Below are 20,533 nucleotides of genomic sequence, written 5' to 3'. Positions count from 1 at the left end.
AAATATGAGAAAATAGGTAACATTGATGCCATTATACAAAGATGCAGGTACATATAAGGAGGTTTAATCAGGATGTCAGAAGAAAGACAATATTCGCTTGAAACACTGGCGGTCCATGCCGGACAGGAAATCGATCCGACCACAATGTCGAGAGCGGTGCCGATTTACCAGACAACCTCGTACGGGTTCCGCGATACGGACCATGCGGCAAACCTGTTTGCTTTAAAGGAATTCGGAAACATCTACACCCGGATCATGAATCCGACGACCGATGTGTTTGAGAAACGGATTGCCGCGCTCGAAGGCGGAGCCGCCGCGCTGGCCACGGCTTCCGGACAAGCCGCGATAACAACCGCGATCCTGAATATCGCAGGGGCCGGAGATGAAATCGTCACCTCCTCCAGATTGTACGGCGGAACCTACAATCTGTTCGCCATCACGCTGCCGAAGCTCGGCATCAAGGTTCATTTCGTCGATCCCTCCGATCCGGACAACTTTCGGCGGGCCATTACGCCGAACACCAAAGCGGTCTATGCGGAAACGATCGGCAATCCGAACGGTGACATTCTCGACATTGAGACAGTTGCGAAGATTGCTCATGACAACGGTATTCCGTTGATTGTGGACAATACCTTCCCGACTCCGTATCTGCTTCGTCCGATCGAATTCGGCGCGGACATTGTCGTCCATTCCGCTACCAAGTTCATTGGCGGACACGGAACCTCGATCGGCGGGGTAATCGTGGACGGGGGCAAGTTCGATTGGAAAGCCAGCGGCAAGTTCCCCGGTTTGACCGAGCCCGACCCGAGCTATCATGGGGTTGTTTACACCGATGCGGTCGGACCGATCGCGTATATTATCAAGGCCCGCGTGCAGCTGCTTCGCGATCTGGGCATGGCCTTGTCGCCATTCAACGCGTTTCTGCTTCTGCAGGGCTTGGAGACGCTGCACCTGCGCATGGAACGCCACAGCTTCAACGCCTTGGAAGTGGCGAAGTTTCTCGAACGGCATGAGGCTGTCGAATGGGTCAGCTACCCTGGGCTGGAAAGCCATCATGATCATGCATTAGCCAAGAAGTACTTGCCTAAAGGCCAGGGAGCCATACTCACCTTCGGCATCAAGGGTGGTGTGGATGCAGGACGCAAGGTGATCAATTCGGTGAAGCTCTTCTCGCATCTCGCGAACGTCGGCGATTCGAAGTCCCTGATCATCCATCCGGCGAGTACCACCCATCAGCAATTGACGGACCAGGAGCAGCAAACCGCCGGGGTATCTCCGGGCATGATTCGTCTGTCCATCGGAACGGAAGCGATCGGCGACATCATTCATGACTTGGATCAAGCGATCAAAGCCAGCCAGCAATAAGCAGTAAATGGACAAGATTCATTAAGGATACGGACCAATTCAGACATGAACAGCAGGAGGTCGGGCAGATGAGCACATCCATCCGCAAGGACTGGGATACTTATTTTATGGACATTGCGTTCATGGCGGCGACCCGCTCGCAGTGCCCGCGCAGGCATGTCGGGGCCGTGCTGGTGCAGGGCAAAAAACTGCTGGGCTCGGCTTACAACGGAGCTCCCATGGGCGTGCCGGACTGTTCCGAAGCGGGCTGCATGCTGGTGGAGGAATTTGAAGTCAAGCAGGTCGACGGGCAGGAACAGATGGTCCGCAAAGAAAGATGCATTCGGACGATTCATGCGGAGCAGAACCTGCTGCTGTTTACCGACCGCAAGGATCGGGAAGGCTCGACCGTCTATGTCACCGACCAGCCGTGCTGGACATGCGCCAATATGCTTGCCAACAGCGGGATCACGGAGATCGTGTATCTTCGGACCTACCCGAAGGACAGCGACAAGGTCGTCAATCTGATGCAGCATAAAGGCATCACCTTCAGGCAATTGGAGAGCTATCAGCCGCCTGCCGGAATTGCCGAAGCCAGTCCGAAGTAACCGTTTATCACTAACGGAGAACCATAGATAACCGGGGAAGAACCTCATTTCGTTCAGCGAAATGGGGTTCTTTTTTTAGAAAGGAGTGAGCGTTATTGAACCGTCCCGCGGCCGGCACTGTAACGGCTTTTGTTATCGGCATGATGCTTTACTATAATCCGCAGAAGCCCGTCATCGCCGGGATCCTGCTGCTGTTTGCCGTCTACCTGTGGCGGGGGCGCGGCGATCGACGGCGAGCGGGTCTGATTGCGGCCGCGTCGGCGGGGATGCTGCTGTTCGGAGCGGTCTACGCTTACGTGAACGACACGCTCAATCGGACGCAGCTGTCTTTGATCGTTCCGGAGCCGTTCGGGGAAGTGCGGGCTAACTGCACAGGAACGGTTGACACGCCGGTTGAAGTGGACGGGGACCGGGCATTCTTCGTTTTCCGCGGAACATGCGCTATTGAGGAAGCCGTCGGGGGAAATCAGCAGAAACAGCAAAATCCGCAGAATCATCGGAAGCAGTCGGCCATTTCGGAAAAAATCCGCATCACCGTCAGGCTGATTTCGATGGAAGAGCAAACCGAGGTCCGGCAGTGGGAAAGGGGGGACAACATCCGCTTTCGCGGAGCTCTGTCAAGACCTGAGCCGGCCGGCAATTTCGGCGGTTTCGATTACCGCAGGTATTTGTATTTGCAGCATATTCATTGGCAGGCTTCAGTGAAGGGTTTGGAGGGGGTCGCGTTGCAAAAACCCGATTCATGGAACCGTTACAGCTTGCAGCGAATGGTTGACCGCTGGAGAGTATCTTTGAATGGCCGGCTCATCGGCTTATACCCAGAGTCTTCCGCCGGTCTGATGGAAAGCCTGCTGATCGGATACAGGGAAGATCTTGACCCCGAGCAGTTCCGAAGCTTCTCCAATCTGGGGCTGACGCATTTGCTGGCCATCTCGGGTCTGCATGTCGGTGTCGTGCTAGGCGCTATTCTTGGCCTGCTCAAATGGATGCGGATCACCAAAGAGACCCGGCTGCTGATCGGCATTCTGATCATTCCGGTATTTATCGTGCTGACGGGGGCTTCCCCTTCCGTAACCCGAGCGGGCATCATGGCGGCGATCGCGCTGTATGCCGTCCGCCGGAATCTGCTGAAGGACGGACTGAATGTATTAAGCATCGCCGCGCTGTTGATGCTGCTGTGGAATCCTTACTTTCTGTTCGATATCAGCTTCCAGCTGTCTTTTATCGTGACGGTCGGATTGATCGTCGGGATGCCCAAGCTGTTTGCCGTTCTCCCGATACCGGGACGGAAGCTCAAGGGCTTGCTGACCGTGACGCTGGTCGCGCAAGTTGTTTCTTTTCCGCTGACCATCTATTATTTCAATCAATTTTCACTGCTTTCCCTGATTGCCAATCTGCTGATCGTTCCACTGTACAGCTTGGTTGTGCTGCCGTTGGGTTACGTTTCGCTGCTGGCGGACGGCATCCACCACGGTTCGGCGCTTGTTCTGGGCCGGGGAACGGAGATGATCATCCGGTTCAGCTTCCGGGTGATCGACGGACTGAACGGCTTGCGTGCGTTTCGGATGATTTGGCCTTCGCCTTCTTTTGAATGGGTGATTCTCTACTATGCGGTATCAGGGTGGCTGCTGTTCCGCTTGGCCGGCAAGCACAGTTCATCACCAACGGAGGAGGCGGCGGAATGATGCGTTCGGAGCGCCCGTGGATGGGTTCAGAATTTCCAAGGATGGGTTCAGTGCGCTCAGGGATGCGTTCCAAGTTCAGTCGTTCCAATCACGCTGGAAGCAAAGCTCTGACTCTTTTTCTTGCTGTTTGTCTCTTCATCCTCCTAACAGTTGCTTATCGGCCCGATGTTTTCAATCGGCAGGGGGAGGTCGATTTTCTCAATGTTGGACAAGGGGACGGCATCTTGATCCGCACGCCGTCGCATCGGGTGCTGCTCGTTGACGGGGGAGGAACCCTGTCTTTCGGTAAAAAGGAGGAATGGATGCGCAGAAAGGATCCTTACGAGGTTGGACGCAAGCTGCTGGTGCCGCTGTTGAAGCAGCGCGGTATCCAGAAGCTTGATGCTCTGATCGTCTCGCATGCAGATGCCGACCATATTGGCGGACTTCAAGCTGTACTGGAAGAGATCCCGGTAAAACGAATGTTGTTCAACGGCACGCTCAAGCAAAGCGCGAACGCCAAAAAACTGTTTCAACTGGCGCTGGACCGACATATTCCGCTCTATCCGATTCATGCCGGAATGAAGCTTCAGGTGGACGGTTTCACCGAACTAAACTTTTTATATCCTGTGGCGGAGGAGAAACAAGCGACAACGAACTCATCCGTTCTCCATACGGAGAATCAGCAGAACGCGTATTGCGTTGTTTTTTGGATGAGGATGTACCATTCGACTTTTTTATTTACTGGGGATATGGATCAGGCAGCGGAAGCGGAAATCGTGCAGGCGGACCCGTTGGCTGAAATTATGCAAAAAGAGACAGCGGCGGGCGGCAACGATGGCGGCAATAGGAGTACAGCAGCAAGCAACGGTAGTAGTAGTCGAACGAGAGTCGACGTCCTCAAAGTGGCGCATCACGGCAGCAAGACCTCGACCTCGGAGGCATGGCTGGATTATTGGAGGCCGCTGACGGCGGTCATCTCGGTGGGCAGGAACAACGTCTACGGACACCCCAATCCACAGGTGCTGGAGCGGCTGCAAGCCGAGGCTTCGGCCGTCTATCGGACGGATCTGGACGGGGAGGTTCAGTTCCGTGTCGCTCCAAACGGACTACGGGTCAGAAAGAAGCTTCATAGGGTGTCCGATGCGGCGATTCAAAAAGATAGCTGATTTTTCTATGTGAGTGAGTTTCTTTTTACACAGACGGTGGTTATCTACAAATAGCTAGCCGTCTTTTTCTATTCCTGAAATTACCTGCCTTTTGAGAGGTTTTTTTGCGCAAAGATAAAGGCTATCCGATTTGATAGGAGATTTAATTGCCTTCGACATCCCCATTACTTTCTCGGGTTTGCGTTCTTGGTCTTTTTATGGGTTGTCGGTTTGATTTTGGTGTTAATAGCCATTTTTATTACACATAAAGCTGGCTGAAAAAACAGAGTTACATTATTTCCCGCGAATACGCGAAAATTGCCGAGCCCAAATTAATTGACAAGGGAAGGAACGCGATGCGGAGGGAAAGTCATGCGAAAAATGAGCAAGGCTGCTTTGGTCATATGCTGCATTTTTGCGGCATTTCTTCAGGAAATCGTGCATGCCGATCCTTCGAAACCGGAGGCACGGATCACGTTGATCGTCAAATCGTCTCCAGATTCCGCTTTTCATTCGAATTTAACGATTTATTCCGAGTCCATTTTGAAAGCCATCCTCGATAACGGAATTCATAAAAAAACAAATCACAAACCGATTTCGGATACTTATCTGATCGCGGCCCGCCAGCGTTGGTCCAAAACCTACCGTATCGACTCCTTCGCCAATTTATTCGATGAGCAATTTAATGAAACGATCGAGCCCCCTCCATTCGTCAAAGAAAAGCTTTCGGCTTATATCGATTTGCTGAGGAGAAGCCATTACGGGAAAAAAATTTCCTGGAACGAAGCAAACCATATGATCGCCAAAAAGTCCAAATTTTCCGTGATCGACCTGGAAACGGGGCTGCGATTTCAAGTTCAGCGAAGGGCCGGTTCAAGCCATGCGGATGTGCAGCCGTTGACCAAACAGGATACGGCCATTATGAAAAAGATCTATCAAGGCAAATGGAGCTGGAAACGAAGAGCGATCCTTGTTCAAAAGGATAATCAATTTTTTGCCGCTTCGATGAATGGCATGCCCCATGGCGGCGACGGAATCCCGAATAATGATTTTCGGGGGCATTTTTGCATTCATTTTCTGAACAGCGCCACTCACGGTTCAGGCAATGTCGATCTCACCCATCAATTGATGGTGTACAAGGCTGCCGGCAAACTTCAGGAATATATCGAGCAGGCATCGCCATATGAAATCGTGGATACCTTCTTTATTGCTGTGAATCAGCAGGATTTGGAGCTGATGAAAATGATGTTTCTGGATCTTAAAGATCAGCAATTCGAATGGATTCTTCAGCGTCGTATGAACAACATCAAAGCGATCCGCAAAATTTCCAATCACATTTCCAATTACGATGAAGAGGAATGGGAGAACCTGCTGTCCGTCCCTGTTCCTGTAACGGTAAGTATTTATCAAGCCGGTGGAGGAGAGCAAAAACTAAGCTTCATTTTTCAACTCAAACGATTTTCATTGACGGATCCTTGGAAAATCGACTTTATCGAGACTGATCCGTTTACCCTGGAGTGAACGGGCAGCAGCGCAAGTATGAAAAATGCCCCGGAATACGTTATATTTAGAATGAAAAAGTTTGAAAGCAAAGGGGCCCATCATGCGAAAACCACCGCGAAAATCCGAGCGAAAACCGCTGCCAAAACAACGGCCGCCGCAATCCAATAAAGCCGATGCTCCAAGCCAGGACAAGATGACGCGGTTTCAGGTTGATCAGCCTTCGGAGCTGATGAAATTTTTGCTTGGGCATGTAACGGGTAAAAGCAGGAATGCGATCAAAGGCATGCTTGCGCGGGGACAGGTATCGGTCAACGGGAAAGCCGCAACCCGACACGATCACCCTCTTCAAGCGGGTGATATGGTCGCCCTGTATTACGGCAAAATTGTGGTCGATTTCCAGCCGGTCGGTCTGCAAATTCTGCATGAGGATGAGGCGATTCTGGTCATCCACAAGGAAGCAGGCCTGCTCTCCATCGCCGGCGGGGAGGAAAAGGAGCTGACAGCGTATCGGCAGCTTATGGAGCATGTGCGGCGGAAGAATCCGGGCGGCCGGGTGTTTGTCGTCCATCGTTTGGACCGGGACACCTCAGGCCTCATGCTGTTCGCCAAAACCGGGGAAGCCAAGCAAGCGCTGCAGAACGCATGGCAGGAAGCCGTGCTTGAACGCAGCTACATTGCGCTGGTGGAACGGCAGGTGAAGAAGACGGAAGGGACGATCGTTTCATGGCTGAAGGAGACCAAGACGTTCAAGATGTACTCCAGCCCGTCGCCAAACGGCGGTCAGGAAGCGATTACGCATTATAAGGTGCTGCAGTCCTCGAATGATTATTCGCTGCTTGAGGTTCATTTGGAAACCGGCCGAAAAAACCAAATCCGTGTACATATGCAGGACATCGGCCACCCGATCGTCGGAGACAAGAAGTACGGCTCACGCCTTAATCCGATCGGCCGCCTGGGGCTACATGCCCGGGTGCTGGAGTTTATCCATCCCGAAACCGGAGAGACGATGCGCTTTGAGACGCCGATTCCCGTCAAATTCTTGCGGGTCTTCGGACAACCGGATGCGCGCAGCTGAAGCCCGCCTATGCCAAATGGGGAAGATTGGCCATGATGGAAACGGCTAAACGTTACAAGATGGCGGATGTTGTTGACTATTTGCATGTGGGCTACCGGACGGTTTCCCCGGGATCGGCGAAGAAACCTTCAAGCTGTGGCTGAAATCGGCAACCAAGGAATTCGGAGTGTATGTCGTCATTCGTTTTGAGGTCGGCAGCGATCGGGTCATATCCATTCGAGTTACGAAAACCGTTCGCTGATTTGCGAAGATTAAATTTACGTGCTTTAATTTATAATAGCTATCCTTTTATATACTAGTTAACGTTTGGGGGAGTGCAGATGAATTTGCAAATAAAGTCCAACCCGGAAACACTCGCTGTTTTGCAGCAGCATCGTTCGATTCGGCGTTTTCTCGATAAAACGATTCCCGAAGCGGACATTCAACGCATTGTGTCCAGCACGCTGGCTGTTTCGTCCTCCAGTCACGGGCAAGCCTTTTCGATCATCAACGTAACGAACCCTGAGAACAGGAAGAAGCTGGCGGAATACGCGGGCAATCAGCAGCAGGTCATCGACTGCTCGCATTTTTTTGTGTTTTGCGCGGATCTGCATCGGCTGGAGGGGCTCGCTTCAAGGGCTGGCGCAGATTTGACGGCATCTCTCGATTCCACGGAAATGTTCATTATCGCGACGGTGGATGCCGCATTGGCCGCCCAGAATACTGCGGTAGCCGCCGAAGCGCTGGGCCTGGGCATTGTATATATCGGCGGATTGCGAAATAATCCGCAGCAAGTATCCGAATTGCTGAAGTTGCCGGAGCGCGTGTACCCGGTGTTTGGGATGTGCATCGGATATCCCGATCCGGAGCATATCCCCGGACTGAAGCCACGCTTGCCTCGGGAGGCCGTATTTTTTCAAGACGAATATGCTCCCTTTGAGCAAAGCGTCCCATACTTGCTAGAGTATGATCAGACGATGAAGCAATATTATTTGGACAGAACCGATGGCCGGCGCGCAGAAACCTGGTCGGACACGATGATCGACAGCAAGAAGGTTCCCAGAAGGATGTTCATGAAAAGCTTTCTGGCTGAACGCGGCTTTCCGCTGACCTGATCGGTCGTAATCATGCAGGATTCGTTTGGGACTGAATATTTTGGGGAAAATATGAATATGGTTCCTTAAGTTGATGAAGATGGCAAGCTGAAGCGTCCCCGAAGAATTCATATGGAATCGTTTTTTAGTTGAAATGAATTTTCGGGGTAGCTCATGAATTTGAGTATCCTGCTGTAAAATATGGTATAATTATTCCTTGAGCAAGCTATGGAGGGATGCTGGCATGGCACATTTGGGTGCGTTGAACATGCAAATCGCCACAACCGTCGGCGCCATGATGATGGCGCTGCTCGTGATATTCGTCAGACTGCGCGCCAGCGCCAGACCGACGACAGCCCGGAAAATCATGATTCCCCCTATTGCCATGAGCACGGGATTTCTCATGTTTTTGTCGCCGCAGACGCATATCCCGCTGCTTTGGGCTTTGGTTGCTTTTTTGACGGGAGTCGTGCTTTTTTCCTATCCGTTGATCAAGACTTCGAAGTTTCACATCGTCGACGGCAAAGTATATCTCAAACGCTCTAAATCGTTTATTTTCATTCTGCTTGGTCTGCTGGTGCTGAGGATGCTTTTGCACGGATATGTGGAGCATTACGTCTCGATCCCGCAAACCGGAGCGATATTCTTCATTCTTGCATTCGGAATGATTCTGCCGTGGCGTCTGGCGATGCTGTACCAATACCTCAAGCTGCAGTCCGTCAAGGATTAGAATATCGGAGACGATCGATACGCAAGGGGATATTTTCCCGCCGGACCTAAATTGATAGATTGCCAAATGAGACTGCCCCTGAGTCATTCGACTTTTGAGACGGTCTTTTTTTTTGGGGGAATTTTTCGGTTTTTTTGCATACACGCATCAGCGCTTTTTTGATATTCTTATAGGGATGTACGCTGAAATTGAAGCCAATCTCAATTTTTCGCAACAATGATGGACCGTTTTGCGTCAGTAAAGTTGCATGAGAGGAGGATCATCGTGGTAGAGCCTGAATTGATCCGGTCTGCTCAGGCGGGAGATCGCGGCGCCCTGATTACCATTTTGCGCAGCATCGAAACCCATGTGTACCGTACGGCATACTACATTCTGGGGAACGAGCAGGATGCCATGGATGCCGCGCAGGAAGCGCTCATCCGCATCTATACGAAAATAGACACCTATGAAGAAAAAGCATTGTTTAAAACCTGGGTGCAGCGAATCGTGACGAACATTTGCATCGATAAATTCCGGAGGTTCAAACCGACGGTCTCGATCGATGAGCACAATATGGTCTTCCGTACGGAATCCAATGTGGAAGAAGAGTTGATTTTCGCGGATTTTGCAAAGGATATACAGCAAGCGATCGATAAACTGCCTGAGCAGCATCGGGCGGTGATCGTTCTTCGCTATTTGCAGGATTTTTCGTATAACGAAATTGCCGATTCGCTGAATCTGCCTTTAAATACCGTTAAATCTTATCTTTTCAGGGCGCGGCAGCGGCTGCAAACCTTACTCCATGATTATCAGAAAGGCGGTGTACGGGGATGACTTGCCAAGAGGTGATGGAATATATGCAGCGATCTCTCGATCGGGACCTTTCGGAGCCGGAATCCGAGAAGATGCAGGATCATCTGCTTGGCTGCGCGTCCTGCTCTTCCATATATGAACGGCTCCGGTCGGTTGCGGCCGAATTGGAGAAACTGCCGAAAGTCGCTCCGAAATCCAGCTTGGTTGATGCGATTTTGCCCAAGCTGGATGAAATAGATCGGATCAAAGCCTCCGGCGGGGATGTCGACGGCATGCCGCCGCGCCGGCCGGATTCATCCGGGGCCGCCAACGCTCCCGTTCCGCCAAAGCGCAAAAGGAACGGCTTCCTCTCCTGGAAGCTTGCTGGAGGAGCTGCCGCGGCTGCGGTTCTCCTGGGTGTGTTCCTCTTCAACCAATCCCCGAAGAGCTTGCAGAATGCGGAAGGTTACTTGAAAAACTCCGCGGCGACTGGCGGCGTTGCGAGCAATTCCGCCGCAGCCGCAGAAGACACCGCCAAAGTCCCGGCTGCCGCCGAGCATATGGAAAGCGCATCGGAGGGAACGAAGAAGGCGGAGAGCAAAAGGATGTCGAAGCTTCAGCCTTCCTCCGGGGGACAAGGGCTTGCGGCTCCATCGTCGCCGGACGGCAGCCGCGATGGGTCTTCAGCAGGCGGCGCGAATGCGGATGCAGGAACTTCCCCGCCGGGCGCTTCTGATGCCGCAAAGAAGCCGTCGACGATGAATGATTCCGTGGCCGTGGATCAACACGCCGTTACGTTCATGAGCATGCAAAAGGTGGAACCGCCGACAAAGACGATTCTCTCCGTTTCATCGCCCGACCAAACGCTGACGGCCAACGTTCTGGAGCGGGACGGAAGCTTCGAGGTGGCGGTTCGGGATAAAAACGGAAACGATGTGTATGTTTCGCGCATGTATCCGGCGGATCAAGTGCGGAATGTGAAATGGTCCGAAGACGGCAAACAGCTGGCCTTCGATTTGGATACGGGAGAGTCGGCAGCGCATGTGCATGTCGATTTGGAGCATAAGACGGAAACCGAGAATTGATAAACGGCACGGCTTCATGATTCACACTTTGCGCGCCGCCGGCGTATAGTAACAGAGGACACATTGCAATAGAACAAGCACAGTCCGGGTATAACCACTCGTAAGAAGATCCTAGGCCTTCTTTCGGGTGTTTATATAGATGTGCTTGAACAAAGGGGTTCCGTCTGATTTTTTTGACGGAATCCCCTTTGTTCGTTTATCATGAAAATATTCGATATACGGGAGAGAGCTTGCATGGATTACCGCACCGCCGCCAAAGAATTGGGGAAGGGAAACGTTCAGCCCGTTTATTTATGCTACGGGCAGGAAAGCTTTTTGATCAACGAATTTCTATCCTTTGCGATTGAACAATTAATCGAACCGGAGCACAGGGATTTTGCCGTCAGCAAATACGATTTGTCCGAAACGCCGGTTGAGGCGGTCATCGAGGATGCCGAGACGATTCCGTTCATGGTCCCGAGAAAGCTTGTCATCGCTCACGGAGCGGGATTTTTTTCGGCCGGAAAAGACGATTCCAAAGTGGAGCATCGGCTGGAACGGCTTATGGAGTATCTTCAATCGCCGGTCGATTATACAGTGGTGCTGTTTACGTGGAATGAAAATAAGCTGGACGAGCGTAAAAAAATCGTCAAGCTGATGAAGGACCGCGGCGCGGTGATTCCGTTCCCGATGATGAATGCGGAGGAGCTGACTCATTGGGTGACGCGGCGGGCGGAGAAGGATCAAATCTCGTTTGCGGAAGGGGCGGTTCAGGAGCTGATTCTCCGGAGCGGAACCCATCTGCAAAGCCTGTCCGCCGAGATTGAAAAGCTTTCCCTATATGCGGGCAAAGGCGGAACGATCACGCAGGATGCGGTGGCCCGTCTCGTTTCCCGAACGACGGAACAGAGTATTTTCATGCTGATTGAAGAAGCCGTCCAGCGGCGTCTCGAGCAGGCCTTAAGCATCCTGCACGAGTTGCTCAAATACCGGGAGGAGCCGGTCAAGATCGTCATGCTGCTGGCCCGGCAGTACAGGCTGATGCTGCAAATCAAAGAGCTGAGCGGCAAAGGCTTCTCTCAGCAGCAGATAGCTTCCCAGCTCGGCATTCATCCGTACGCGGTGAAAATCACCGGAGAGCAGGCCCGGCAATACGATGAGCGGACCTTGACGGAAATACTCCATCAGCTGGCCGAGCTGGACTATGGAATCAAAAGCGGCAGAACGGACAAGGTTCTCGGGCTCGAGCTGTTTTTGCTGCGGCTGGCGGGATTGGAAACGTAAACTCGGCGATAACGAAAACAACCATCCCGCCCGCTCCTTTCGAAGCGTTCAAGATGGTTGCGATAAGCCGATCATTAAGCCTGAACTGTAAGCCCGTTGACTTTTTTGGCCAGACGGGATTTCTTGCGGGCTGCGGCATTTTTGTGGATAAGTCCTTTGGTTGCTGCTTTATCCAGCTTTTTGACAGCAGCTTGAAGGGCTTTTTGCGCATTTTCCAAATCGTTATTGGCAATGGCTGTTTCCACCGATTTGACTGTGGTGCGAAGAGCCGATTTTTGCGAAGCGTTTTGCAAACGACGTTTTTCGTTGGTTTTCACTCTTTTAATCGCTGATTTGATGTTCGGCATGACGTTCACCTCCTACACTTGCTTTCCGAGAAAGACCCGTTCGTTAATTGTCTTTTCACAACTTTTAACATGATACCACGCACAAAAGTAAAAATCAATACTGATCGCTCAACTGCAAGCAAGATGCCGGATTACGGGGATGCGTCATAGGGGGACGAGGCGTGCATAAAATCCTCACTCATCTCCAAAACTTATTAACGATGACGGATTCTTGTTCAAGAAAGGAACTATCGACATGACCGACAAAGAATTAAGCAAATTTTCCATTCGTACCGATTTGGCGCTGGAAGCGAAGGAATATGCATCCCGGACGCTCGGCGATCAAATTCCGGGAATCAATATGCAGACATCGGAGGACGGCGGGATCAAGGTAACGACGATTGCGGTCGAGACGGAGGAGGGCGCCCGGTCGATCGGCAAACAAATCGGGAATTATGTGACCATTGAAGTTCCCGAGCTTCGCAATAAGGACTCTGAGCTCCAGGATCGGGTGGCTACCAAATTGGCCGGAGTGTTTGAACAATTTTTGGAGAAAATCGGCATATCGAAAAGCGACAAAGCGCTCGTGATCGGTCTGGGCAATTGGAACGTCACTGCCGACGCATTAGGTCCCATTGTCGTCGAGAACATTATGGTTACCCGCCATTATTTTGAGCTGATGCCGGACAAGGTCAACTCCGGCTACCGTCAGGTAAGCGCAGTGGCGCCCGGGGTGCTGGGTACTACGGGAATTGAAACGAGCGAGATCGTGCAAGGCGTTGTTGAAAAATCCAAGCCGGATTTTGTGATTGCCGTGGACGCGCTGGCTTCCCAATCGCTGGAGCGCGTAAATACCACCATCCAGATTGCCGATACGGGCATTCATCCGGGATCGGGAATCGGAAACAAACGAAAAGGACTCGACCTGTCGACGCTGGGTGTCCCTGTGATTGCGATCGGCGTTCCCACCGTGGTCTATGCTTCGACCATTGTCAACAGCACTCTGGAGCTGCTGGTCGAGCATTTCAAAAGTCAGACGAGCAATACGGATAAAATTTTCGGGCTGCTCGAAGGTCTCACGGAAAGCGAACGCCTGCAGCTGGTACGGGAAGTGCTGAGCCCCATGGGACAAGATTTGCTTGTCACGCCGAAGGAAATCGACCAGTTTATCGAGGACATTGCGAACATCATAGCCAGCGGCTTGAACGCCTCGCTTCACGAAGCGATTGACGCGGATAACGTTTCGGCATATACGCATTAGTCGGAAACCCCGGCCGGATATGCTTCGCCAGCCATTGCGAGACGGTAAAAGACTTCCACGACCTCGGCTGGCGCATCTGTTCGTCAAATCGGTCCAATACCCATTGTGTTTCCGCCGGGGGGGGGGTTCAGACCGGTTAATCGGCGAATCGCGGGATACGCATCCGGGGAAAGCGTGGCAAGGTAGCGGGCGTCAAATTTGCCGGTCTGCTCGTAACGCGCGATATCAAATTGGGCGGTGAGCATTTCTACATTATAGGTCAGCCCATCGGGAAGCGATCCGGGACCGCCTCCGAAGAAATAGGAAAATTGAATGACGGCAAAGCCCAAATACAAAAGATTGATGATCGCCAGTACCGTGGAAACTGTAACCGGATCCCACCGAGGAGCGGATTTGTGTCCTTTCTGAAGTTCTCCCGCCGCATCCGTTTCATGCCCTGCAATAGATTCCGCATGCAGCAGACTCCAAATGTAGCCGAACAAATAGATGGACAACAAGATGACCCACAGTGATTTGGAGCTCAGGTTGATCGATTTGTTCGTGAGCATGGCACAGCATCTTCACCCTGATCTGAAAAGCGAAATCGAGCAGACTATGGCAAGGATACGGCTTGAACGCTCTTTGGCCAAGCGGGAGCAGCTTTTTGCATTGCTTGAAAGGCGTCTTCGGGACGGATACGCTATTGTGTTTTTATCAAAGACATTTGAAAACGCTGTTCCATCCGTCCGTCAAAGGGATCGCGATGGATTCGCTGGGATGGGTGCGGTTCAAAGATATCTGGTTCAAAAATTCTCATTCCACCAAGCCCAGCCGGATGTAGTCATGCTGGCTCATGACGCCGTCGACCGGAAGACCCTGGTCCTGTTCGAACCGTTTGATCGCCCGCTCGGTAATTTCTCCGAATTTGCCGTTCACCGGACCGTTGAAATAGCCCGCGCTGCGCAAACGGCTTTGGATGTACTGCACGTCCGCTCCGACATCGCCCTTCGCCAATCTTCTCGGATTCTGGTCAAGCTCCCCCAACACATGCCCGAGAATCGAAATGCGGGTCCCCAACCGCACGATTTCATATATTTCCTCAACATCGCGGTTGTACATCCGGATGCAGCCGTGGCTGGCATCGCTGCCGATCGAGTGGGGCTTGTTCGTTCCGTGAATGCCGTAAATTCCCCAGGGCACATTCAGCCCGATCCAGCGTGTTCCAAACCCCGATCCCCAATTTTTATATTTGTTGATGACGACAAATTCGCCGACCGGAGTCGGCGTCTCCGGTTTGCCGAGGGCGATTTCATATTTTCGATGCAGCTTTCCGTTGATGAACACCTTCAGCTGATTGCGAAGCGGATCGATCTGCAGCGTAATTTCATTCTTTTGGGGCCGTTGTTCATCAGCCGGTTGAGCGGCGCCTCCGCCCGCGAGGAATGTCCCCGAACATAGCAGGATTGCCCAAAATACGATTGCCGCGATGCGTTTGATCATGATGGCATATCCCCCGAACTTCCTGACTTTTACCCGTTATTATGCGCTACTGTTTGACGATTATGATGAATTTTCGGTTCTAGCTTTTTGCCCGGAGTCATAGATTCTAATAAATAGATTCTCAGAGAGATTCCGGGAGTGAAACACAATGAAGAAAATCGACCTAACGATTAAACTTGACCAAGCCGGCCGTATAGGAAGACAACTCAAAGTCTTGTTTCAAACGTTCGTGATTCTCTCTTTTCTTTCTCTTTTAATGTTTATCGTGCTGGGTATCTCCGGTATGCTGCAGTCCAAATTATTGAATTCGCCTGTTTCCTCAATGAAAGGTTTGGCCGCTTCCGTGTCCAGCCGGTTTTTCGCCGACATGATCGGGATGGAAATTCCGGACTTTCAACGCAAGGGCGAATCCTTCACCTTCTCACAAAAAAATGTCTCATCGTTTATGTTTCAATTTCTGACGAACATCAATCCCCAGGATCCGAAAAGCCTGCTGGCCAGAGAAGTGCCGGGCATGGAGGACGACACGATTTTGCTCCGCAGAGGGCTATCGAACGATGTGACGTCCTACCCGATGGATTACACCCCCTCGAATGATGTTCTTAAGCCGGATAAGGGCTCTTCCTCTTCTCAAGGCAACTCGCAAAATTCTGCAAGGGGGAACGGCGGAAGCGGCGACGGCAATTCGGGGAACGGTCAGCAGAATGGAAATGCGGGACAGAATTCGTCATCGGGGGCATCAGGCGGATCGGACAAGTCCCCGGAATTATCCACAAACGGCCGTAAAGTGATCTTTATCTATCATTCGCATAATCGGGAGTCCTGGATTCCCGAGCTCAAAGCAAGGGGAGAAAAAATCGAAGGCATCAACCAGGCTTACGATCCCAAGATCAACATTACGTTGGCCGGAAAAAGGCTGGCTGCAAAGCTGGGCGAGCTTGGCGTCGGCGCGGTCGATTCATCCACCGACTATGTTAGTCAGGTTGCGGGCTTCAACTACAACTATTCTTACAAGTATTCTTTGAAAACCGTGAAAGAGGCTTTTGCCGCCAATCCCGACTACACGTATTTCTTTGACATTCACCGGGATTCCCAGGAGCGAGATTTGACGACGGTGAACATCGGCGGCAAGGCTTACGCCCAGGTCTATTTCATTATCGGGCATAAAAATCCGCATTGGGAGAAAAATGAGGAATTCGCTTCGAAAATACATGCGAGGCTGGAGCAGTTGTACCCGGGAGTTTCGCGGGGGATTTACGGCAAGGGACCGAAGTCCGGCAATGCGGAATACAATCAGTCGTTTTCGCCCAACAGCGTGCTGATTGAGATCGGTGGCCCCGAGAATACATTGGCCGAAACTTACCGCACCGTCGACATTCTGGCCAAGGTGATCGCGGATATTTACTGGGATGCGGAGAAAGTGAATGCGAACAAGCAGTCGGCAGCGAAATAGGTTTCGGAAGAAATTCAATAAGGCGAGGTGTATGAAATGCTGCGGTTCTCCACAACGATCTTGGTCATGATCCTGCTTTTGGCCTTCGGAATCTTGTTCGGGGTGGACATTGCTACCAAAGGCATCGAGCAGGTCCATGGACCGGTATCCGGCGCTGGAGGAGATCTGCAGGCAGTTCGCCCCGTCCCGCAATTGACACCGGCGCCTGTACCCCGAGTGCAGGGGAGCCGGCCGGTCGACAAAGCGGAACCGCAGAAGCTGGAATACCGGACCTCTACGGTGACCCATGTATTTGACAAGTTCGGGCGGTTCGTGCAGATCACGGCAGACCACGGGCTCCGTTTCGTTGTATCCTTGTTGGATAAGTTGCTGGACTGACGGCCGTGATACCGGATGAATGCGCCATTGCTGACGCATGAGCTTACTGGTATAATTAAGAGCGAATTCCTGCGGGGATTCGCTTTTTCATTGATGCAGAACGGATTAGACTGCAGAACTAGGAGGAAGGTCATGTCCGACATTCACGAAAGACTGAACCGCAAACGCAATTTTTCCATCATTGCGCATATCGACCACGGCAAATCCACACTGGCTGACCGCATTTTGGAATTCACCGGGGCATTGTCCTCTAGGGAGATGCAGGATCAGGTGCTGGATCAGATGGAGCTTGAGCGGGAGCGGGGCATTACCATCAAGCTACAGGCCGTTCGTCTCAATTACCGGGCGGACGACGGCCAGGAATATATTCTTCATTTGATTGATACCCCCGGGCACGTCGATTTTACCTATGAAGTGTCCAGGAGCCTGGCTGCCTGCGAAGGGGCGCTGCTTGTCGTCGATGCGGCGCAGGGCATTGAGGCGCAGACGTTGGCGAATGTATATCTAGCTCTTGACAATAATCTGGAGATTCTTCCGATTATCAATAAAATCGATCTGCCGAGCGCCGACCCCGAGCGAGTGAAGCAGGAGATAGAGGATATCATCGGTTTGGATGCCAGCGAAGCGGTGTTGGCTTCGGCTAAGGCGGGCATCGGAATAAAGGAAATTCTCGAGCAAATCGTGTCGAAAGTGCCTGCACCATCCGGTGCCCCGGACAAGCCGTTGAAGGCGTTGATCTTTGATTCCCATTACGATGCGTATAAAGGCGTCGTCGTCTATGTCCGGGTCGTGGACGGAGCGATCCGCGCAGGCTCCAAAATCAAGATGATGGCCACGGGCAAAACGTTCGAAGTGATCGAAGTGGGCACCTTTAAGCCGCGAATGACCATTACCGATGCATTGGAGGTCGGCGATGTCGGTTTTGTTGTCGCAGGGATTAAGAATGTGAAGGACACGCGGGTCGGCGACACCGTGACCGATGCCAAGAATCCGGCTGCAGAACCGCTGCCGGGCTACCGTAAAATCAATCCGATGGTGTTCTGCGGCCTTTATCCGATCGAGACGCAGGATTACAACGATTTGCGGGAAGCGTTGGAGAAATTGGAGCTCAATGACGCCTCGCTGAGCTACGAGCCGGAAACCTCCACTGCTTTGGGCTTTGGCTTCCGCTGCGGGTTTCTGGGGCTGCTTCATATGGAGATCATCCAGGAACGGATTGAACGCGAGTTCAACATTCCGTTGATCACAACGGCGCCGAGCGTTGTCTTCCATGTCACGCAGACGAACGGAGAGGTGATCAAGATCGAAAACCCGTCTCTTTTTCCGGAGCCGGGCAAAATCGAATTTGTCGAGGAACCGTACGTGAAAGCCGGGATAATCGTTCCCAACGATTATGTCGGAGCGATCATGGAGCTCTGCCAGGGCAAACGCGGCGAGTTTATAAATATGGAATATCTCGATACAAACCGGGTGACGCTGACCTACGATATGCCGCTGGCGGAAATTGTCTACGACTTTTTCGATCAATTGAAATCGAGCACCAGAGGGTATGCGTCCTTCGATTATGAGTTGTCGGGATACCGGAGATCGAGCTTGGTGAAGATGGACATCCTGCTCAACGGAGAAAAGGTCGACGCTCTTTCGTTTATCGTCCATCGGGACAGGGCCTATCAACGCGGAAGAGTGCTGTGCGAGAAATTAAAGGATTTGATCCCAAGACAGATGTTCGAGGTGCCGATCCAAGCGGCTATCGGCCAAAAGGTAGTTGCCCGCGAGACGGTCAAAGCGATGCGTAAAAACGTGCTGGCCAAATGCTACGGCGGCGACATCTCGCGGAAAAGGAAGTTGCTGGAAAAACAAAAGGAAGGCAAGAAGCGGATGAAGCAGGTCGGCAGTGTGGAAGTTCCGCAGGAAGCCTTCATGGCTGTGCTGAAAATCGACGAATGAGGTATCGGCTAAAATCTTAGGTATAGCATGAATCCTCTTTTTACGATTTCAACAGCGACCGGAGGCACACCTCTTTTGCGCAGCGACCCAACTTTTTGAACACGCTCTTTAAGGGTTTTTTTAACAAATTAGTGGAAGTTGGATTTTAACGATACCCAAAAACCGGCTAAAATGAACTTTGGTTGGGGCCGAAGAAAGGAAATGCGGAGATGGACCGAACGACAAGTCCGAAAGCGGTGTATATCCATATTCCGTTCTGCACGAATAAGTGCCATTACTGCGATTTCAATTCCTATGTGCTGAAAGGGCAGCCTGTGATGGAATATCTGCAGGCGCTTGAGCGGGAGATGGAACAGACCGTCGAAGCGGTGTCTCCGGACCGCATTGAAACGATTTTTGTCGGCGGAGGAACGCCCACTGTACTGACTCCGGAGCAAATGACGGTTTTTTTGGGCATGGTTCGGACCTATTTTCCCAATCGTTCCGAACGTTTGGAATTTACCATGGAAGCCAACCCGGGAACCACGGACCCGGAAAAGCTGGCGGCGATGAAGGAGGGCGGCGTCAACCGAATCAGCTTCGGCGTGCAGTCATTCGACAACCGGCTGCTGGAAACCATTGGCAGAATCCACGATGCGGACGATGTGTACCGGAGTTTGGACAATGCCCGCAGGGCGGGCTTCGGCAATTTATCGATCGACCTCATGTTCGGCCTTCCGGGGCAAACGCTGGAGACGCTTGATCGAAGCTTGGATGCCGCATTGGAGCTCGGTCTGGAGCATTACTCCATCTACGGCTTGAAGGTCGAGGAAAACACCCTGTTTCACACGCTGTATCAAAAAAACCGTCTTCCCCTTCCGAAAGAAGAGGAAGAAGCGGAGATGTACGAACGGATCATCTTCAGACTGCTTGAAGCCGGGTACATTCAATATGAAATCAGCAATTTTGCCAGGCCGGGTTTCGAGAGCAAGCACAACATCACCTATTGGCGAAATCAAAGCTACTACGGTTTGGGGGCGGGAGCGCACGGATATGTCCGGGGGACCCGGCATATCAACATCAAGGGCATCCAATCGTATATTGATGCAGCCCTTCAGGGAGTTCCGGTGATGGAAACCTCCGAAGTCAGCGAGCGGGAGGCGATGGAGGATTTCATGATGGTCGGATTGCGGATGCTTCGAGGCGTGCGCGGGGAGGATTTCTACGAACAGTTTCATTGTTCGCTGGAGGAAGTGTTCGGACGGACGATTAACCGGCTGATCGGCAAGGAGCTGTTGGAATCCTTTGATGAAGGATACCGTCTCTCTCCGAGAGGTCTGATGCTGGGCAATGAAGTGTTTGCGGAATTCATCGGCGCCGGCTGACGGGGGATAAGCAGTCTATCGGAATCAGCGTAAATCTACGAAAAATACCTATACTTTTTAT

General features: G+C 52.0%; 21 protein-coding genes. 18 read left to right on the top strand and 3 right to left on the bottom strand.

Annotation, left to right across the window (positions count from 1 at the left end; genetic code table 11):
• Positions 1–72 precede the first annotated feature (72 nt).
• From VF724_RS03600 to holA, 13 genes are all read left to right on the top strand, one after another.
• Positions 73–1,365: a homocysteine synthase gene (locus tag VF724_RS03600; protein WP_371752848.1), complete on the top strand. Its 1,293-nt coding sequence runs from the start codon at positions 73–75 to the stop codon at positions 1,363–1,365.
• A gap of 68 nt (positions 1,366–1,433) precedes the next feature.
• A complete protein-coding gene (locus VF724_RS03595) occupies positions 1,434–1,952 on the top strand; it encodes a deoxycytidylate deaminase (protein ID WP_371752847.1) in 519 nt (172 codons plus the stop codon).
• Positions 1,953–2,047: 95 nt separating this feature from the next.
• A complete protein-coding gene (locus tag VF724_RS03590; RefSeq protein WP_371752846.1) occupies positions 2,048–3,637 on the top strand; it encodes a ComEC/Rec2 family competence protein in 1,590 nt (529 codons plus the stop codon).
• Positions 3,634–4,785, top strand: a complete 1,152-nt coding sequence (locus VF724_RS03585) for a ComEC/Rec2 family competence protein (RefSeq protein ID WP_371752845.1) — start codon at positions 3,634–3,636, stop codon at positions 4,783–4,785. The genes VF724_RS03590 and VF724_RS03585 overlap by 4 nt, the downstream gene beginning before the upstream one ends.
• A 351-nt stretch (positions 4,786–5,136) precedes the next feature.
• Positions 5,137–6,285: a hypothetical protein gene (locus tag VF724_RS03580; RefSeq protein ID WP_371752844.1), complete on the top strand. Its 1,149-nt coding sequence runs from the start codon at positions 5,137–5,139 to the stop codon at positions 6,283–6,285.
• Positions 6,286–6,367: 82 nt separating this feature from the next.
• Entirely contained in the window at positions 6,368–7,342 is a 975-nt protein-coding gene (locus VF724_RS03575) for an RluA family pseudouridine synthase (protein ID WP_371752843.1), read from the top strand.
• Between the two features lie 32 nt (positions 7,343–7,374).
• Complete coding sequence (locus tag VF724_RS03570; protein WP_371752842.1) at positions 7,375–7,485, top strand: hypothetical protein; 111 nt, start codon at positions 7,375–7,377, stop codon at positions 7,483–7,485.
• Entirely contained in the window at positions 7,455–7,583 is a 129-nt protein-coding gene (locus tag VF724_RS03565; protein WP_371752871.1) for a DUF3889 domain-containing protein, read from the top strand. Before VF724_RS03570 ends, VF724_RS03565 begins: the two co-directional genes overlap by 31 nt.
• Before the next feature lie 79 nt (positions 7,584–7,662).
• Positions 7,663–8,436 carry an oxygen-insensitive NADPH nitroreductase gene (gene nfsA, locus VF724_RS03560; RefSeq protein WP_371752841.1) on the top strand — a complete coding sequence of 258 codons (774 nt, stop codon included), beginning with the start codon at positions 7,663–7,665 and terminating at the stop codon, positions 8,434–8,436.
• A gap of 223 nt (positions 8,437–8,659) precedes the next feature.
• Positions 8,660–9,145, top strand: a complete 486-nt coding sequence (locus VF724_RS03555; RefSeq protein WP_371752840.1) for a CcdC family protein — start codon at positions 8,660–8,662, stop codon at positions 9,143–9,145.
• 264 nt (positions 9,146–9,409) lie between these two features.
• Entirely contained in the window at positions 9,410–9,958 is a 549-nt protein-coding gene (locus VF724_RS03550; protein ID WP_371752839.1) for an RNA polymerase sigma factor, read from the top strand.
• A complete protein-coding gene (locus VF724_RS03545; RefSeq protein WP_371752838.1) occupies positions 9,955–11,001 on the top strand; it encodes an anti-sigma factor family protein in 1,047 nt (348 codons plus the stop codon). The genes VF724_RS03550 and VF724_RS03545 overlap by 4 nt, the downstream gene beginning before the upstream one ends.
• A gap of 234 nt (positions 11,002–11,235) precedes the next feature.
• The gene (holA, locus tag VF724_RS03540; protein ID WP_371752837.1) at positions 11,236–12,264 is read left to right on the top strand and encodes a DNA polymerase III subunit delta; all 1,029 of its coding nucleotides are present in this window, start codon (positions 11,236–11,238) and stop codon (positions 12,262–12,264) included.
• A 74-nt stretch (positions 12,265–12,338) separates the two neighbouring features.
• Here holA and rpsT read toward each other — a convergent pair whose 3' ends face one another.
• Positions 12,339–12,611: a 30S ribosomal protein S20 gene (rpsT, locus tag VF724_RS03535; protein WP_371752836.1), complete on the bottom strand. Its 273-nt coding sequence runs from the start codon at positions 12,609–12,611 to the stop codon at positions 12,339–12,341.
• A 235-nt stretch (positions 12,612–12,846) separates the two neighbouring features.
• Here rpsT and gpr point away from each other — a divergent pair, with 235 nt between their 5' ends.
• Positions 12,847–13,851: a GPR endopeptidase gene (gene gpr / locus VF724_RS03530; protein WP_371752835.1), complete on the top strand. Its 1,005-nt coding sequence runs from the start codon at positions 12,847–12,849 to the stop codon at positions 13,849–13,851.
• 83 nt (positions 13,852–13,934) lie between these two features.
• Here the strand turns inward: gpr and VF724_RS03525 are convergent, their stop codons facing one another.
• Positions 13,935–14,399: a DUF4153 domain-containing protein gene (locus tag VF724_RS03525; protein WP_371752834.1), complete on the bottom strand. Its 465-nt coding sequence runs from the start codon at positions 14,397–14,399 to the stop codon at positions 13,935–13,937.
• A 244-nt stretch (positions 14,400–14,643) separates the two neighbouring features.
• Positions 14,644–15,330, bottom strand: a complete 687-nt coding sequence (locus tag VF724_RS03520) for a L,D-transpeptidase family protein (protein WP_371752833.1) — start codon at positions 15,328–15,330, stop codon at positions 14,644–14,646.
• Between the two features lie 148 nt (positions 15,331–15,478).
• On the opposite strand from VF724_RS03520, the gene spoIIP reads away from it, so the two are divergent.
• The 4 genes from spoIIP (at position 15,479) to hemW (ending at position 20,472) form a co-directional block, all read left to right on the top strand.
• Positions 15,479–16,783 (top strand): stage II sporulation protein P, encoded by a 1,305-nt coding sequence (gene spoIIP, locus VF724_RS03515; RefSeq protein ID WP_371752832.1) that lies wholly within the window; start codon positions 15,479–15,481, stop codon positions 16,781–16,783.
• Positions 16,784–16,819: 36 nt separating this feature from the next.
• Positions 16,820–17,161, top strand: coding sequence for a DUF3679 domain-containing protein (locus VF724_RS03510; RefSeq protein ID WP_371752831.1), 342 nt, complete (start codon positions 16,820–16,822; stop codon positions 17,159–17,161).
• Positions 17,162–17,293: 132 nt separating this feature from the next.
• Positions 17,294–19,108 (top strand): translation elongation factor 4, encoded by a 1,815-nt coding sequence (lepA, locus tag VF724_RS03505; protein WP_371752830.1) that lies wholly within the window; start codon positions 17,294–17,296, stop codon positions 19,106–19,108.
• 209 nt (positions 19,109–19,317) lie between these two features.
• On the top strand, positions 19,318–20,472 hold the full coding sequence (hemW, locus tag VF724_RS03500) for a radical SAM family heme chaperone HemW (protein WP_371752829.1): 1,155 nt from the start codon (positions 19,318–19,320) through the stop codon (positions 20,470–20,472).
• Positions 20,473–20,533 lie beyond the last annotated feature (61 nt).

The sequence above is a fragment of the Ferviditalea candida genome (assembly GCF_035282765.1).
In the GTDB taxonomy this organism is placed as follows: Bacteria; Bacillota; Bacilli; order Paenibacillales; family KCTC-25726; genus Ferviditalea; species Ferviditalea candida.
Note: the sequence above shows the minus strand (reverse complement) of the source record. Positions and strands in the feature narration are given on the sequence as shown.